Raw genomic sequence first — 15,260 nt, 5'->3', positions numbered from 1 at the left:
CACGGGAGATGTGATTCAAGTGGCAGAAGAGAAGAAGAACGCGCAGGCGCAGCAGAACGTCATGCCGGAAGAGGAAATTTTCCGCCAGCGCAAGGACAAGCTTACGCGCCTCCGCACCGAAGAGGGCTACGACCCCTACAAGCAGGACCATTACGAGGTGAAGCAGAGCCTCGGCTACGTCAAAGAAAAATATGATTATCTTAAGCCCGAAGAGTGGGCCGAGGACGAGATACAGACGGCGGGACGCATAATCGTCCTGCGCCGCCACGGAAAGACGGCCTTCGCGACCTTCGAGGACGGCTTCGACCGCCTGCAGCTCTGCTTCCAGTTTGACGTGCTCGGCGAGAAGGACTACACCTTCTTCAAAAAATGGGTCGACGCGGGCGACTTCATCGGCCTCGTCGGCGTTCCCTTCCGCACGCAGCGCGGCGAGCTGACGCTCTCGGTGCGCAGCTTCACGCTTCTCTCGAAGGCGCTGCGCCCGATGCCCGAGAAGTACCACGGCCTCAAGGACATGGAGGTCCGCTACCGCCAGCGCTACGCCGACCTCATAGCGAACCCCGAGGTGCGCGACGTCTTCCGCAAGCGCACGAAGATAGTCCAGACCTTCCGCCGCGTCCTCGACGCTCACGGCACGCTCGAGGTCGAGACGCCGATACTCTCGACCATCGCGGGCGGAGCTAACGCGCGTCCCTTCATCACGCACCACAACACGCTCGACATCGACATGTACCTCCGCATAGCGACGGAGCTTTATCTCAAACGCCTCGTCGTCGGCATGATGGGCCGCGTCTACGAGATAGGCAAGCAGTTCCGCAACGAGGGCATGGACTTGCGCCACAACCCCGAGTTCACGACTATGGAGGTCTACTGGCCCTACGCGAACTACGAGGACATGATGAACCTCGCCGAGGAGCTGATAGTCGCCTGCGCCGACGAGCTCGGCGGCCGCGTCATCAGCTATCAGGGCACGGAGATAAACCTCAACCCGCCCTTCCGCCGCGCGACGATGGCGGAGCTCGTGCATGAGCACGTCGGCATAGACTTCATGAACATCACGGACGAGGAGGCTCGCCGCCAGGCCGCGCTGCGCGGGCTGGAGATCAAGCCGTCGTTCACGCGCTTCGACATTCTGCCGCTCTTCTTCGACGAGTACGTGGAGGAGAAGCTCGTCCAGCCGACCTTCGTTATAGGACATCCGACGGTAATCTCGCCGCTCTCGAAGCGCAACAAGGAGAACCCCGACATCACCGACCGCTTCGAGCTTTACATCAACGCGTGGGAGATAGCGAACGCCTTCAGCGAGCTTAACGACCCGCTTGACCAGCGCGAGCGCTTCATCGACCAGGCGCGCAAGAAGGCCGAGGGCGACGACGAGTCTCACCCGTTCGACGAGGACTTCGTCAACGCGCTCGAGTACGGCCTGCCGCCGACCGGCGGAATGGGCATCGGCATCGACCGCGTGACGATGCTGCTCACCGACTCGAAGAGCATCCGCGACGTCATTCTCTTCCCGACGATGAAGCCGAAGGACTAAAGACGGCGTCGGAATATATTCATGGACGCATTTGAAAATCTGAAAAAAAGAGCAGAGGAGCTGCGCGCGGAGCTGAACCGCCACGCGCGGCTCTACTATGAGGACGACGCGCCGGAGATTTCGGATTTTCAGTACGACGAGCTGATGCGCGAGCTCCAGGATATTGAGCAAAAATATCCCGAGCTCGCTGAGCCGGACTCTCCGACGCAGAGGATAGGCGGCGCGCCGCGCGAGGGCTTCGTCAAGGTCGCGCACGCCGAGCCTATGATGAGCCTCGAAAACGCGCTGAACCGCGACGAGCTCGCGGATTTCTACACGAAGCTCGGCGAATCCCTCTCTGACGCGAATCCCGCCGTGCTCTGCGAGCCGAAGATAGACGGCCTCGCCGTATCGCTCGTCTACGAGAACGGCCTGTTCGTGCGCGGCTCGACGCGCGGCGACGGGCAGATAGGCGAGGACGTTACGGCGAACCTCAAGACGATAAGGACGATGCCGCTGCGCCTCGCTCAGGCGGTCGAAGGAACGCTCGAGGTGCGCGGCGAGGTCTGCATCGACAAAAAGGGCTTCGCGGCTCTCAACGCCGCGCGCGAGGAAAACCGCGAGCCGCTCTTCGCGAACCCGCGCAACGCCGCGGCGGGCAGCCTGCGCACGCTCGACCCGAAGGAGACGGCGCGGCGCAACCTGAAGATTTACCTCTATCAGGTGATTTCGCCCGAAAAGTACGGCGTCACGACGCAGAAGAGAATGCTCGAATGGCTCGCGGAGCTCGGCCTGCCGACGCAGGGGAGCGAACGGCTCTGCAATTCGCTCGACGATATATACGCCTATCTCGACGAGTGGGAGACGGGGCGCTTCGAGCATCCGATAGACACGGACGGCGTCGTCGTCAAGCTCAACGACATCTCGCTGCGTCCGCTGCTCGGCGTCACGGCGAAGGCCCCGAAGTGGGCGATCGCCTTCAAGTTCCCGCCCGAGGAGAAGCTGACGCAGATACATAAAATCGAAGTCACGGTAGGCCGCACCGGCGTGCTGACGCCGACGGCGGTCTTCGACCCGATACGCCTCGCGGGCACGATGGTGCGCCGCGCCGGGCTTCACAATCAGGACGAAATAGACAAGAAGGACGTGCGCGTCGGCGACTTCGTCTGGGTGCGCAAGGCCGGGGAGATAATTCCCGAGGTCGTGCGCGTCGAGTACGAAAAGCGCCCCGACGGCACGGAGCCGTTCAAATTGCCGGAGACGTGCCCCGTCTGCGGCTCGACCGCCGTCAGGCTGCCCGGCGAAGCCGCGGTGAAATGCACCAACAGCTCATGCCCCGCGCAGGTCAAGGAGCGCATCATATACTTCGCCTCGCGCTCCGCGATGGACATAACGGGCCTCGGCGCGAAGCTCGTCGGCCAGCTCGTGGAGAAGGGGCTTCTCTCGAACTACGCGGACATATATTCGCTCAAGGAAGAACAGCTCGCGGCGCTTGACAGAATGGGCGACAAGTCGGCGCAGAACCTCGTCACGGCGATAGAGAAGTCGAAGAGCCGCCCGCTCGGCGCGGTAATCAACGCGCTCGGCATCAGCAACATAGGCGAGAAGACGGCGGGCGACCTCGCAGACCGCTACAACTCGCTCGACGTCCTCGCAGAGAAGTCGCGGAATGCCGTCGAGGAGCTCGAGACCGTCGAGGGCGTCGGCGAGATAATCGCGCAGTCGCTTCACGCGTGGTTCACCGAGCCGCACAACTGCGCGCTGCTTGCTAAGCTCAAGGCCGACAGCGTGCGCTTCGAGCAGGAGGCGAAGGCCGCGGCGGAGCGTCCGCTTCCGTGGAACGGCCTCAAGTTCGTGCTGACGGGCGAGCTTTCGTCGATGACGCGCGCACAGGCCGGAGTTCTTATAAAGGAGCGCGGCGGCAAGGTAGCGGACAGCGTGAGCAAAAAGACGGACTTCGTCGTAGTAGGCGAAAACCCGGGCAGCAAGTACGTCAAGGCGCAGAGCTTGGGCGTCCCGGTGCTCGACGAGGCGGCCTTCATGGCGAAGCTCGCCGCAGCCGATTCGGGCGAAGAGCCCGCGGCTTCTGACGAATCGAAAAATTAGGGAAAATTCCTCGCTCAAGGGGGTTTATATATGATACAGAACATGGAGATGGACAAGGAACGGCTGCGCGAAGTGCTGACGTTGTCGCGCATCGGCCTGCCCGAGGAAAAATATCAGGAAGTTCTCGACCGAGTAAACGAGATACTCAGGCTCTGCGACAAGATGCAGGAGCTCGCGGCCGAGGACGTGCCGCAGTTCGAATGGGACGTGAAGAAGGCTCCCGCGCGGCGCAGGGACGAGCCCGTGAAATGGGACGGACGCGACGCGTTCCTGGACCAGGCGCCGGTGCGCGACGGCGACTTCTTCCGCGTGCCGCGCATAATAGCGCTTGAGGACGAGGAGGAATAGCCGTGGAATTTCATAAGCTTTCTGCATGCGAGATAGCGCGCGGCGTAAAGGAGAAGCGCTTCACCGCCGAGGAGGTCGCGCGCGAGTCGATAGAGCGCATCAAGACGCTCGACAAAAAATACAACTCCGTCGTCACGCTCTGCGAGGACGAGGCGCTCGCCGCGGCGCGCAGAGTGGACGACGCGATAGCGCGCGGCGAAGACCCCGGCCCGCTCGCGGGCGTTCCCTTCGCCGTCAAGGACAACTTCTGCACTAACGGAATAGAGACGACCTGCTGCAGCAACATGCTCAAGGGTTGGGTGCCGCAGTACGACGCGACGGCGGTCAAAAATATGAAAGAGGCCGGAGCCGTCCTCGTCGGCAAGACGAACATGGACGAGTTCGCGATGGGCAGCACGACCGAAAGCTCCATCTTCGGCCCGACGCTCAACCCGCGCGACACGGAGCGCGTCCCCGGCGGAAGCTCGGGCGGCAGCGCCGCGGTCGTCGCGGCGGGGCTCGTGCCCGTCGCGCTCGGCAGCGACACCGGCGGCTCGGTGCGCCAGCCCGCGGCCTTCTGCGGCGTGCAGGGCATGAAGCCCTCATACGGGCAGATAAGCCGTTACGGCATCGTCGCCTACGCCTCGTCGCTCGACCAGGTCGGCCCGATAGCGCGCAATGTTGAGGACCTCGCCGTTATGATGGACGTCCTTGCTAAGGAAGACCCGAACGACACGACCTGCGACGCATACGACCGTCCGTCGTTCAGCGGCGCGCTCGACGGAGCTTCGCTCAAAGGCAAAAAGGTCGCCGTGCTCACAGGCTACGACAAAAACAGCATCGACGCGCCGCTCGCGCAGGCGATAGACCGTGCCGTAGAAATCTGCCGCGAAGCCGGAGCCGAGATAGTCGAGGCCAGCCTTCCGATAACGATGGAGCACACCGTCGCTTGCTACTACATGGTAGCGCTCGGCGACGCCAGCTCGAAGCTCGCCTGCTACGACGGAATGCGCTACGGACATCACGCCGACGGCCGCAACCTCTCCGAGATGTACAAGAAGAGCCGCATGGAGGGCTTCGGTGAAGAGGTGCGCAAGCGCATACTCGTCGGCACCTGCATACTGACGCGCGGATATTACGAAAATTACTTCGTACCCGCGACGAAGGTGCGCCAGCTCATCTCCGACGAATTCAAAAATCTTTTCCGCACGGCGGACTTCATGATATGCCCGATAACCCCGGCGCTTGCCTACAAACGCGGACTCAGCGAGACCGACCCGGTAAGGATGTACCTCGGCGACGTATTCACGACGATAGCGAACCTCGCGGGGCTTCCGAGCATCAGCCTGAACCTCGGCTTCACGCCAGAAGGGCTGGCGACGAACGTGCAGCTGCTCGCGCCTCGCTTCGGCGACGCGGAGCTGCTCGCCTGCGCCTCCGTGATAGAAAAAGCCGCCGGTTCGCCCGAGGCGGTTGAATAGGAGGTATTTGAGATGAAAAGAAAAGTTGTCATCGGACTTGAAATACACCTCCAGCTTAAAACGAAGACGAAGCTCTTCTGCGGCTGCTCGACCGACTACATCGGCGCGACGCCGAACACGAACGTCTGTCCGATATGCCTCGCCGTTCCCGGCACGCTTCCGGTCATCAACGACCACGCGGTAGACCTCGCCGTGAAAATGGGCCTCGGCCTCCACTGCGAAATACAGGACGGCACGCGCTTCCACCGCAAACATTATTTCTATGCCGATCTGCCGAAGGCCTACCAGATAACGCAGTACGAGCACGCGATAGCGCAGGGCGGCTACCTTGACGTCATAGCCGACGGCAAGCCGAAGCGCATCCGCCTCGACCATCTGCACCTCGAAGAGGACGCCGGAAAGCTCGTCCACCCGACCGCCGACGGACGCCTCTCGGGCGCGGCCTACTCGCTCGTCGACTACAACCGCGGCGGCATGCCGCTCTCAGAAATAGTCTCGATGCCCGACATGAACTCGCCCGCTGAGGCGATAGCCTACGTTACGCAGATACGCCAGCTCGCGCGCTACCTCGACGTCTCCGACGGCGAAATGGAATCCGGCTCGCTGCGCGTCGACGTCAACGTCTCGCTATGCAACCCCGACGGCTCCTTCGGTACGCGCGTCGAGCTCAAGAACATAAACTCGCTGAAGTCGATAGAACGCGCGCTCGAATACGAAATCGCGCGCCAGAACCGCGTGCTCGACGAAGGCGGCACTCTCGTGCAGGAGACGCGCCTCTGGGACGACGCGGCGGGCGTCACGCGCTCCATGCGCAGCAAAGAGGGCGTGCGCGACTACCGCTACTACGTCGAGATGGACCTCGCGCCGATAGACGCGAAGCCCGACTACGTAGAGCGCATCCGCGCCTCGCTTCCCGAGATGCCGTGGGACAAGCGCGACCGCTTCATGGAGCAGTACGGCCTCTCGCTCGAGGAAAGCCAGCAGATCACCGAGCAGCGCGAAATGGCCGACTACTACGAAGAGATGGTGAAGGCCGGAGCGCCCGCGGCGAAGGCCGCGAACTGGGCGCGCATGGAGGTGCAGCGCATACTCCACGAAGAGCAGCTCGACATCACGCAGTTCCCGATTCCCGCAAAAGAGCTCGGCACGCTCATAGCGAAGGTGGAGAAGCGCGACCTCTCCAACACGCAGGCGAAGGACGTTCTCGCCGCGATGTTCGGCGAAAAGCTCTCGCTCGAAGCAGCGATGAAGAAATGCGGAGCCGCCGGCGGACGCATGACCGGCGACGCGCTCGCCGCCGTCATCGACAAGGTATTCGACGAGCAGCCCGAAGCCGTCGAAACAATCAAAAAAGGCGCAGACAAAAAAGGCGCGAAGGCGAAATTCCTCCAGGGCCTAGTAATGCGCGAAACGCGCGGAAGCGCCGACCCAGCAGAGGCCGCGATGCTGATTGCCGAAAAGCTGAAATAGTCCGCCGCTTCGCCAGAAAATCCCAGACATATAAAAAATCCCGAGGCCCAAGCCCCGGGATTTTTTCTTGCTCCGCTATATGAAGGATGCTCTGCGCCGCGCGCGCTTCATCCACGCGAAGCACAGAGCGAAGAAAATGATTCCGTAAACGGTGGTAATAGGCGTGGCGAGGCCGATGAGAGTGAGCGAAGCGTTCGGCAGCGACGCCATGAAAAAACAGAGCGGGATACGTACAAGCAGCGCCGAGGTCACGCCTTGCGCCATGACCGGAAGGCTGTTCCCGCGCCCGTTGAAATATCCGATGACGCTGAAAAGCACGCAGGTCAGCACGCATTCGGGTGAAAAACCCCTTAGGAACGCCGCGCTCTGCGCGATTACGCCGCTGTCGCTCGTAAAGAACGAAGACAACGAGCCGCCGAAAAAGAACCCCGCGCCGAACATAAAGACGCCGAGACCGCAGCCCACCGCGATTGCGGATAAGACGCCCTTGACGGCGCGGTCCGCGCGCCCCGCGCCGATGTTCTGCGCGACGAAGGCCGAAACGCTCTGCATAATCGACGACGGCACAAGCATAATGACCGAGACGACCTTCTGCGCGACGCCGTAGCCCGCCGACGGCATAAGCCCCATGCCGTTCACGACCATATTGATTACGAGGAAAGAAAGCTGCACCGTCGCCTCCTGAAGTGCGATCGGCACGCCGACGCGCAGAATCCTGCGCAGCTCGCTCGGGTGAAAGCGCACGCGCTCCGGCGAAAATTCAAACGGCGGCCTGTGCTTCCGCAAAAACGCAAGGGCCGCGGCGACGGAAACGAACTGCGCGAAAACGGTTGCAACAGCTACGCCCGCGACATCCATGCTGAGCAGCCCCGTGAGCAGCAGGTCGCCCGCAACGTTGACCGCGCACGCCACGCCGACGAACAGCAGCGGCGTGTTGGCGTCGCCCGCTCCGCGCATAACGGCGCTTATCACGTTGTAGAAAATGATTATCAGAGTCCCGCCGCAGCAAATCCTCAGATAAACGACGGCCTTCGCGTGCGACTCCGCTGGGACGCGCAGCAGCGACGCTATATCCCCGGCGAAAAATTCAAGCGCCGCCGTCATAACGACGCCGAGCAGGGCGAAAAGAACGACCGCCGCGCCGACGGCGTCGCCCGCCAAATCGCTCCGCCCTTCGCCGATGTGATGGCCGACGACTACAGTTATACCCATCGCGAGGCTCGTAATCACGAACGTCACCATCTGCATAAAGGCGCTCGCCGTGCCGACCGCCGCTATGCTCGAAGCGTCGCCGAAGCGCCCGACGACCAGCAGGTCGACCGCCCCGTAGGCCGCCTGCAGGATGAGCGCGCCGAGCACGGGCAGCGCGAACATCACCAGCGAATATGTGACCGGCCCCTCAGTAAAAGATTTTTCTTGTTTCAAAATTTTTCCCGACATCAATCGTTTCACTCGTTTCCCATAATTTCAGCCGCGCCGTGCAGCTGGCGACGCGGCCGCGTCGTTCTGTCAATTATATTTATTTTTCCGCCGCTGTTAATTCAATATATGTTATTATTGATAAGCAGAGTTTATCAATAAGGGGGCGCGCGCCTTGAACGTATTCCAGCTCTCATGCTTTCTCGCTGTCGCGGACAATCTCAGCTTCGCGCGTGCGGCGGCTGGCCTGCACATAACGCAGCCCGCCGTCACGCAGCAGATACGCGCGCTCGAAAAGGAGCTCGGCGTGCGGCTGTTCGTCAGAACGACGCGCACCGTCAGGCTCACGGAAGAGGGGCGCAGCTTCTATGGCGACGCGCGGCGCATCGTCGAAATTTCCGAACAGGCCAAAAAGCGCTTTGAAAAACCATCCGAAGGGGAAATCGTCAGGCTTTCAATAGGCTGCGGCAACACTCCGGCGCTCTTCCTGCTTTCAGCCGCCCTCGAAAAGCTTGCGCATGAATACCCGTCCCTGCACCCAAGCCTGCAGGTCGTGCCGCCGCTGCAAATTTACCGCGTATTCTCCGAAGGCGGGCTCGACGCCGTAATCAGCTTCCGCGAGTCAAGCTCTATGAGAATTCCAGCAGCCTACAAGGAACTTGCCAAAGTTCCGTTGGTATGCCTGTGCGGCGCTGGGCATAAATTTTCCTCGCGCAAAAGCGTAACGCTTGACGAGCTGAAAAATGAAAAGCTCGTTCTATTCGCCCAGAGCCGCACTTCGCCGGTTGTCGCGGAAATCCAAAGCCGCCTCATGGGCGGGCGCGCGCCGTCCGAATTCCACTTCTGCGACACCGGCGAAGCCGCCGTCGTGCTTGCCGGCGCGGGCTTCGGCGTCTCCGTCATCCCCGACCTATACCTGCCGGAAAGGCTGCCTGCGGCAAAAATTCCAATCACGGGAGCGGCTCCCGTCTCCTTCGGCGTCTATCACAAACCGTTCCAAAACAACAAACTCCTGAAGACATTCGTTCAACGCCTGAAAGAAAATTTCCCGCCTGCCGCGGCGTATTGCGGATAGACCTCTGCCAAATTGAAAAAACCATCATTATATATTATTTTCATCCTTTTGCGCGAGTCTTTCCTTGACGTAAACATACAATGCAAGTATCATTCATTACGTCATAACTAAACCAGTTGTATCTCATGCTTCAAAGCACAGAAGGAGTGAAAGTAATGGGGACACGCAAACCTGAAGACATTCGCAGCATCGCGCTCATTTCACATGGAGGTGCCGGGAAGACCACTCTGAACGAGGCTTTCCTGTTCGACGCCGGGCTCGTCAGCCGCATGGGCAAGGTCGAGGACAAGAACACGGTTTCCGACTTCGACTCGGAAGAACAGAAACGCGGTATTTCCATCAGCACCTCTCTCTCGACGGTTCCTTATAAAGACAAAACGTTTTATATTCTGGATACGCCGGGCTTCGCCGACTTCGTCGGAGAACAGCGCTGCGCGATGCGCGTTTCGGACGGCGCGCTCGTCCTCGTGAACGCGACCTCCGGAGTCGAAGTGCAGACCCACAACGTGTGGGAGTTTGCCGAGACGTTTGAGACTCCGGCCATTTTCTTCATCAGCAAACTTGACAGAGAACATACCGACTTTGACAACGTCGTGGCAGATATACAGGAAAACATCTCGGACAAGGCCGTGCCGCTCTACCTGCCGATAGGCAAGGAGCAGAATTTCAAGGGCCTCGTCAACGTCCTCACCGGAAAAGCCTATATGTATAAGGGCGACGGAAGCAAGGAGTTCACCGAGGGCGACGCGCCTGCCGATATGGCCGACGCCGTGGCCTCGGCCCGCGAAACGCTCGTCGAGCGCGCCGTCGAAGCCGACGACGAGCTTATGATGCGCTACCTCGACGGCGAAGAGCTCTCTCTTGACGAGCTTCTCGGCGTACTGCGCAAGGCCGTCTGCGCCCGCGCGCTCTTCCCGATCATCCCCGGCTCCGGCTCGCTCAACATCGGCGTCGTCCAGCTTATGGATATGATCTGCGACTACATGCCGTCGCCGAAGGATATGCTCCACCGCGCGGCGCTCAACGGAGACGAGGTCGTCAACATCCCGCCCGACGAGAACGGCAAGTTCCTCGCCTTCGTCTTCAAGGTCATGGTCGACCCCTACGTCGGAAAGCTTTCGTTCGTCAAGGTCTTCTCCGGCAAGCTCACGAGCGACCAGACCGTCTACAACGTCAACGAAGAGACCGAAGAGCGCATCAGCACCTTCCGCTTCATGCGCGGCAAGGACAGCACCGAGGGCAAGGAGATAATCCTCGGCGACATCGTCGCTATACCGAAGCTCGAAAGCACGATAGCCGGAGACACGCTCGGCACGAAGGGCGAGATCCTCAAGTTCCGCCCGATAAAGTTCCCGAAGCCCGTCTACAGCGTCGCCGTCTTCCCGAAGAGCCGCGCCGACGAAGACAAGCTCGGCAACGCCATCACGAAGATGCTCAAGGAAGACCGCACGCTTTCCTATGAGAAGAACCCCGAGACGAACGACGCGGTCCTCTCCGGCATGGGAGACATGCACCTCGACATAGTCCTCTCGAAGATAAAGGAACGCTACAAGGTCGACCTCGACACCCGCACGCCGAAGGTCCCCTACCGCGAGACGATAAAGAAAAAGGCGAGCGCGCAGGGCAAGCACAAGAAGCAGTCCGGCGGACGCGGCCAGTACGGCGACGTCTGGTTCGAGCTCGCGCCGCTTGAGAAGAACGCGGGCATCGAATTCATCGACAGAGTCGTTGGCGGCGCGGTTCCGAAGAACTACATACCGGCGGCGGAGAAGGGACTTCGTGAGGCCGCGGCGCGCGGATATCTTGCGGGCTATCCGGCGACGGACTTCTCCTGCGCGATATTCGACGGCTCGTACCACGACGTCGACTCGTCGGAAATGGCGTTCAAGATCGCCGCTTCGATAGCCTTCAAGAAGTGCATGGAGCAGGCCAACCCCATACTCATGGAGCCCGTCATGAACGTCGAAGTCACCGTCCCCGAGGACTGCCTCGGCGACGTAATGGGCGACTTCAACAGCCGCCGCGGACGCATCATGGGCATCGACAGCGAAGGAAAGCTCCAGATAGTCAAGGCGCAGTGCCCGCTTTCGGAAATGTTCCGCTACGCGATCATCCTGCGCTCGATGACTTCGGGACGCGGCTCCTTCTCGATGGAGTACAGCCATTACGAAGAGGTCCCGGGCGACATCGCGAAGAAGGTCATCGACCAGGCCGCCCAGGAACGCAAGGACGAAGAAGAATAAGCTTTTCGCCGAAAGGACTGAGGCGCCCTCGCATGAGGGCGCCTTTTTTGAAGGGTGAGACGGATGAGTAAAAACAGCCGCCAGATTTTTCTCATTTTCCTGGCCTACTATGGAATGACCTGCGTTTCGAACGCCTACTTCCTCTTCGGCCCGTACTACGAATCACTCGGCGCCACGCCGCAGCGCGCCGGGCTTTTCCTCAGCGCGTTTTACATGGTGACGCTCTTCTGCCGCCCGCTCGGCAGCATAGTTATGGAGCGGCTCGACATACGGCGCACGCTGATAGGCAGCGCGCTGCTCTGCGCCGCGGCGACTGCCGGCATCGCGCTGACGCTCGGCGGCGGCGCTTCGCTGCTCGTCTTCCGCGCGCTGAGCGGAATATTCTTCAGCGTATTCATCGTCGCGACGGTCGCGGCGCAGTCCATACTGCTCGACGAAAAATCCCGCGGCATAGGCTTCGCGCTATTCACGACGGGCTCGATGCTCCCGCTCGCCACCGTCGTGCCGCTCTGCGAATGGTTCATCAGCGGAGGCTTCGGCGCGCTCTACATCTGGACGCCTGTCGTGATTTCGCTGCTCTGCGCCGCGGTCGGCTGGAAGGTGAGCAACCTCAACTACACCGGCAAGGAAAAAAGCGAATGGGGAAGCTATTCCGGCCTCTTCCGGACGAAGGGCTTCACCGTACTGCTGCTCACCGCGATAACGATGTCGCTCGCAGACGCTGGCACACTTTCCGTCGCGTCTCTGGCCGGAGCGCGCGGCGTCTCCGTCTCGTACTTCATGATAGCGAGCGCCGCCGGCGCCGTCGTGATACGCACGCTGGGCTTCGGCCTCATATCGAAAGCGCCGCGCGTCAAGCTCGCCGCGCCCGCCGTCGCGCTCATGGGCTTCGCGCTCTTCGGTCTCGCCTTCTGCTCTTCGGCGTGGATGTTCGCCTTTTTCGGCGCGGTGTTCGGCCTCGCCATCGGCGTGGCGTACCCGACGAACTTCTCTCTCGTCGGCGACCTCATGCCGCCGCAGTACCACCCCAAAGCGACGGGGCTCGTCCTGCTCGTCATAGACGTCGGCTGGATCGTGAGCCCGCTCATGTACGGCTACATCTCGCCCGTGCTCGGCGCGAGCAACACCTACCGCTTTACAGGCCTCCTAGTATTCGCCGCAGCCGCCGCAATCTACTGGAAATACTGGCGCACGTTCACGCCGCGCGCGGCCTCGCGCCGCTGAGCGCGTCGCGCGCAGCTGCCTAAAACCATGAAACGCGGCGCAAAATCAGCGGCGGCGGCCTTATGCCTTTTCTGCCTATGCTTTTTCGCGTTTCCGCGCATTGCCGGTTCTTATTGCTATGTTTCGCTGATATACAAAATCAACGAAGACAAACTCGAACGCGCAGTTGCGTCGTTGCGCGCGGGCTGCGCCGCAACGCTGCCCGAGCTGCGCGGAGTGCGCGGCGTTTCCCTTGAGAGTGCGGACGGCACGGTCGGCTTCGCCTGCTTTTCCTTCGGTATCGCCCCGGCGGGATTTTACACGGGGTTCTACCATTCGCCCGACGGTGCGCCGAAAGCCTTTCAGAACGCGAAAATCGAGCTCCGCCCCGACGGCGAGTCATGGCGGTACGACGAGCCCGGCGGCGACAACCGCTATGTCACTCGCAGAATTAAGGGAAATTGGTACTATTACAAGATGAGCTTCTGAAATATACGAAAAAGCGCCCTCCGTGCGGAGGGCGCTTCGATTGTGCGGCGTTATTTTTCTAGCATTCTGCTGAGCAGGGCTGTGAACTTTTTGCCGTCGGGGACGGGCTGGCCGTCGGCTATCGAGGCTAGACCCATGAGGACGCTCGACCAGTCGTTCGCGTTGAAGTCCGGCTTTTCGGATTCTTCTGCGATTTTCTTGATGAGCGCGTGGTCGGGGTTGATTTCCATGACGCGCTTCTCTTCGGGAACGTCCTGTCCCATCGCCTTGAAGAAGTTGCGCATCTGAGGCGATATCTCCTCGCCCTTCTGCACGAAGCAGACGGGGGAGTCTACGAGGCGGTCGGAGACCTTCACGTCTTCGACGAGGCTTCCGAGCGCGTCCTTGAGCTTCTTGACGAGGCCGCTCTTTTCGACCTCTTCGGAGTGTTCGCCGTCTTTTTCCGAGCCCTTCGGCAGGTCGACATTTTCGGCCGACGCCGATACGAAGTCGTATTTGTCGAATTTGCGCGCGTTGTTGACCCATATTTCGTCTACGGGGTCGCTGAGTAGCAGGACGCTGACGCCGCGCTTTTTGAAGGCTTCGAGCTTCGGCGAGTTGCGCAGGTTGTCGAGCGACGAGCCGGTGAGGTAGTATATCTTGTCCTGGCCCGCCGGCATCTTTATCACGTAGTCTTCGAGCGTCGTCTTTTCGCCATCTGAGGTCTCGAAGGAGCAGAGCTTCATTATCTCCTCGCGGTGGCGCGTGTCGGAGATTATGCCCTCCTTGAGGACGACGCCGAAGGTCTGCCAGAATTTAGCGTAGGTCTCGGGCTTGTCCTTGCGCAGCTTCGACAGCGTGTCGAGCACTTTTTTCGTGAGGCTGTTCTTTATCTGAGCCGTCTGGCGGTCCTGCTGGAGCATTTCGCGCGAGACGTTGAGCGAGAGGTCCTCGGAATCTACGACGCCCTTGATGAAGCGCATGTATTCCGGTATGAGCTCCTTGCAGTCGTTCATTATGAATACGCGGCGGATGTAGAGCTGCACGCCGTGCTTGCCGTCCTGATAGAAGAGGTCCATCGGCGGGCGCGACGGGATGAAGAGCAGCGCGCGGAACTCGCTTACGCCCTCGGCCTTGTAGTATATGCGTTCGAGCGGGTCTTCCCAGTCATGTGAGATATGGCGGTAGAATTCGTTGAATTCATCGTCGGTTATATCCTTCTGCGGACGGGTCCAGAGCGCCTTCATCGAGTTGACGGGCTCTTCCTTTTCGTCATTTTTGTCGTCCTCCGTATCCTTGACGTAGATCGGGTAGGTGACGAAGTCGGAGTATTCCTTGATGATGCTGCGTATCGTCCACTCGGAGAGGTAGTCTTTGAGCTCCTCGCCGTCGTCGTCCTTTCCGGCGGGCTTCATATGCAGCGTTATCGTAGTGCCGTTCGTCTCTCGCGCGCCGTCGTCTATCGTGTACGTGCCGTCGCCGGTCGACTCCCACTTCCAGCTTTCGTATGAGCCGGCCTTGCGCGTCTCCACGGTGACCTTGTCTGCGGCGATGAAGCTCGAATAGAAGCCGACGCCGAACTGCCCGATGAGGTCGCCGGCCGAGCCGTTCTTCGCCTCGCTGAGCGCCTTTATGAACTCGCCCGTGCCGCTGCGCGCTATCGTGCCGAGGTAGGAGACGAGGTCGTCGCGGCTCATTCCGATGCCGTTGTCTGAGAAGGTCAGCGTTCCGGCTTTTTTATCTATCGTTATGTCGATGCGCCCGTTCTTCGCGTATTCCGCGAGAGACTGGTCGCTGAGGCTTTCGATGCGCAGCTTGTCGAGCGCGTCGGAGGCGTTCGAGACGAGCTCGCGCACGAATATGTCGGGGTTTGAGTAGACGGAGTTGATCATCAGCTCCAGGACTTGTTTAGCTTCGCTTTGAAATTCCATTTTCTCAGCCATCTGTATCTT

11 protein-coding genes are annotated in these 15,260 nt (G+C 60.6%); 9 read left to right on the top strand and 2 right to left on the bottom strand.

All coding sequences use genetic code 11. From position 1 onward, the window contains the following. The first annotated feature begins 61 nt into the window (after positions 1-61). From lysS to gatB, 5 genes are read left to right on the top strand one after another with little or no spacing between them, the layout of a single operon-like run. Positions 62-1,537 (top strand): lysine--tRNA ligase, encoded by a 1,476-nt coding sequence (gene lysS, locus ABGT66_RS08410; RefSeq protein WP_346690463.1) that lies wholly within the window; start codon positions 62-64, stop codon positions 1,535-1,537. Between the two features lie 21 nt (positions 1,538-1,558). Then, positions 1,559-3,622 (top strand): NAD-dependent DNA ligase LigA, encoded by a 2,064-nt coding sequence (gene ligA, locus ABGT66_RS08405; RefSeq protein ID WP_346690110.1) that lies wholly within the window; start codon positions 1,559-1,561, stop codon positions 3,620-3,622. A gap of 30 nt (positions 3,623-3,652) precedes the next feature. After that, a complete protein-coding gene (gene gatC / locus ABGT66_RS08400; protein ID WP_300263043.1) occupies positions 3,653-3,970 on the top strand; it encodes an Asp-tRNA(Asn)/Glu-tRNA(Gln) amidotransferase subunit GatC in 318 nt (105 codons plus the stop codon). A gap of 2 nt (positions 3,971-3,972) precedes the next feature. Next, the gene (gene gatA / locus ABGT66_RS08395) at positions 3,973-5,430 is read left to right on the top strand and encodes an Asp-tRNA(Asn)/Glu-tRNA(Gln) amidotransferase subunit GatA (protein ID WP_346690109.1); all 1,458 of its coding nucleotides are present in this window, start codon (positions 3,973-3,975) and stop codon (positions 5,428-5,430) included. A 12-nt stretch (positions 5,431-5,442) separates the two neighbouring features. After that, positions 5,443-6,900: an Asp-tRNA(Asn)/Glu-tRNA(Gln) amidotransferase subunit GatB gene (gene gatB / locus ABGT66_RS08390; RefSeq protein WP_346690107.1), complete on the top strand. Its 1,458-nt coding sequence runs from the start codon at positions 5,443-5,445 to the stop codon at positions 6,898-6,900. 75 nt (positions 6,901-6,975) lie between these two features. Here gatB and ABGT66_RS08385 read toward each other — a convergent pair whose 3' ends face one another. Next, positions 6,976-8,352: an MATE family efflux transporter gene (locus ABGT66_RS08385; RefSeq protein ID WP_346690105.1), complete on the bottom strand. Its 1,377-nt coding sequence runs from the start codon at positions 8,350-8,352 to the stop codon at positions 6,976-6,978. A gap of 142 nt (positions 8,353-8,494) precedes the next feature. Here ABGT66_RS08385 and ABGT66_RS08380 point away from each other — a divergent pair, with 142 nt between their 5' ends. The 4 genes from ABGT66_RS08380 (at position 8,495) to ABGT66_RS08365 (ending at position 13,329) form a co-directional block, all read left to right on the top strand. Beyond that, positions 8,495-9,394: a LysR family transcriptional regulator gene (locus ABGT66_RS08380; RefSeq protein ID WP_346690104.1), complete on the top strand. Its 900-nt coding sequence runs from the start codon at positions 8,495-8,497 to the stop codon at positions 9,392-9,394. A 155-nt stretch (positions 9,395-9,549) separates the two neighbouring features. Continuing rightward, the gene (gene fusA, locus ABGT66_RS08375) at positions 9,550-11,637 is read left to right on the top strand and encodes an elongation factor G (RefSeq protein WP_294192591.1); all 2,088 of its coding nucleotides are present in this window, start codon (positions 9,550-9,552) and stop codon (positions 11,635-11,637) included. Positions 11,638-11,700: 63 nt separating this feature from the next. After that, positions 11,701-12,861, top strand: coding sequence for an MFS transporter (locus tag ABGT66_RS08370; RefSeq protein ID WP_346690103.1), 1,161 nt, complete (start codon positions 11,701-11,703; stop codon positions 12,859-12,861). A gap of 174 nt (positions 12,862-13,035) precedes the next feature. Continuing rightward, positions 13,036-13,329, top strand: a complete 294-nt coding sequence (locus ABGT66_RS08365) for a hypothetical protein (protein ID WP_346690102.1) — start codon at positions 13,036-13,038, stop codon at positions 13,327-13,329. Positions 13,330-13,379: 50 nt separating this feature from the next. Here the strand turns inward: ABGT66_RS08365 and htpG are convergent, their stop codons facing one another. Further along, a complete protein-coding gene (htpG, locus tag ABGT66_RS08360) occupies positions 13,380-15,251 on the bottom strand; it encodes a molecular chaperone HtpG (RefSeq protein WP_346690101.1) in 1,872 nt (623 codons plus the stop codon). Between the last annotated feature and the right edge of the window lie 9 nt (positions 15,252-15,260).

Source organism: uncultured Cloacibacillus sp. (assembly GCF_963926575.1).
Lineage (GTDB): Bacteria > Synergistota > Synergistia > Synergistales > Synergistaceae > Caccocola > Caccocola faecigallinarum.
The sequence above is the reverse complement of the archived record's forward strand: the minus strand, read 5'-3'. Positions and strand labels throughout refer to the sequence as shown.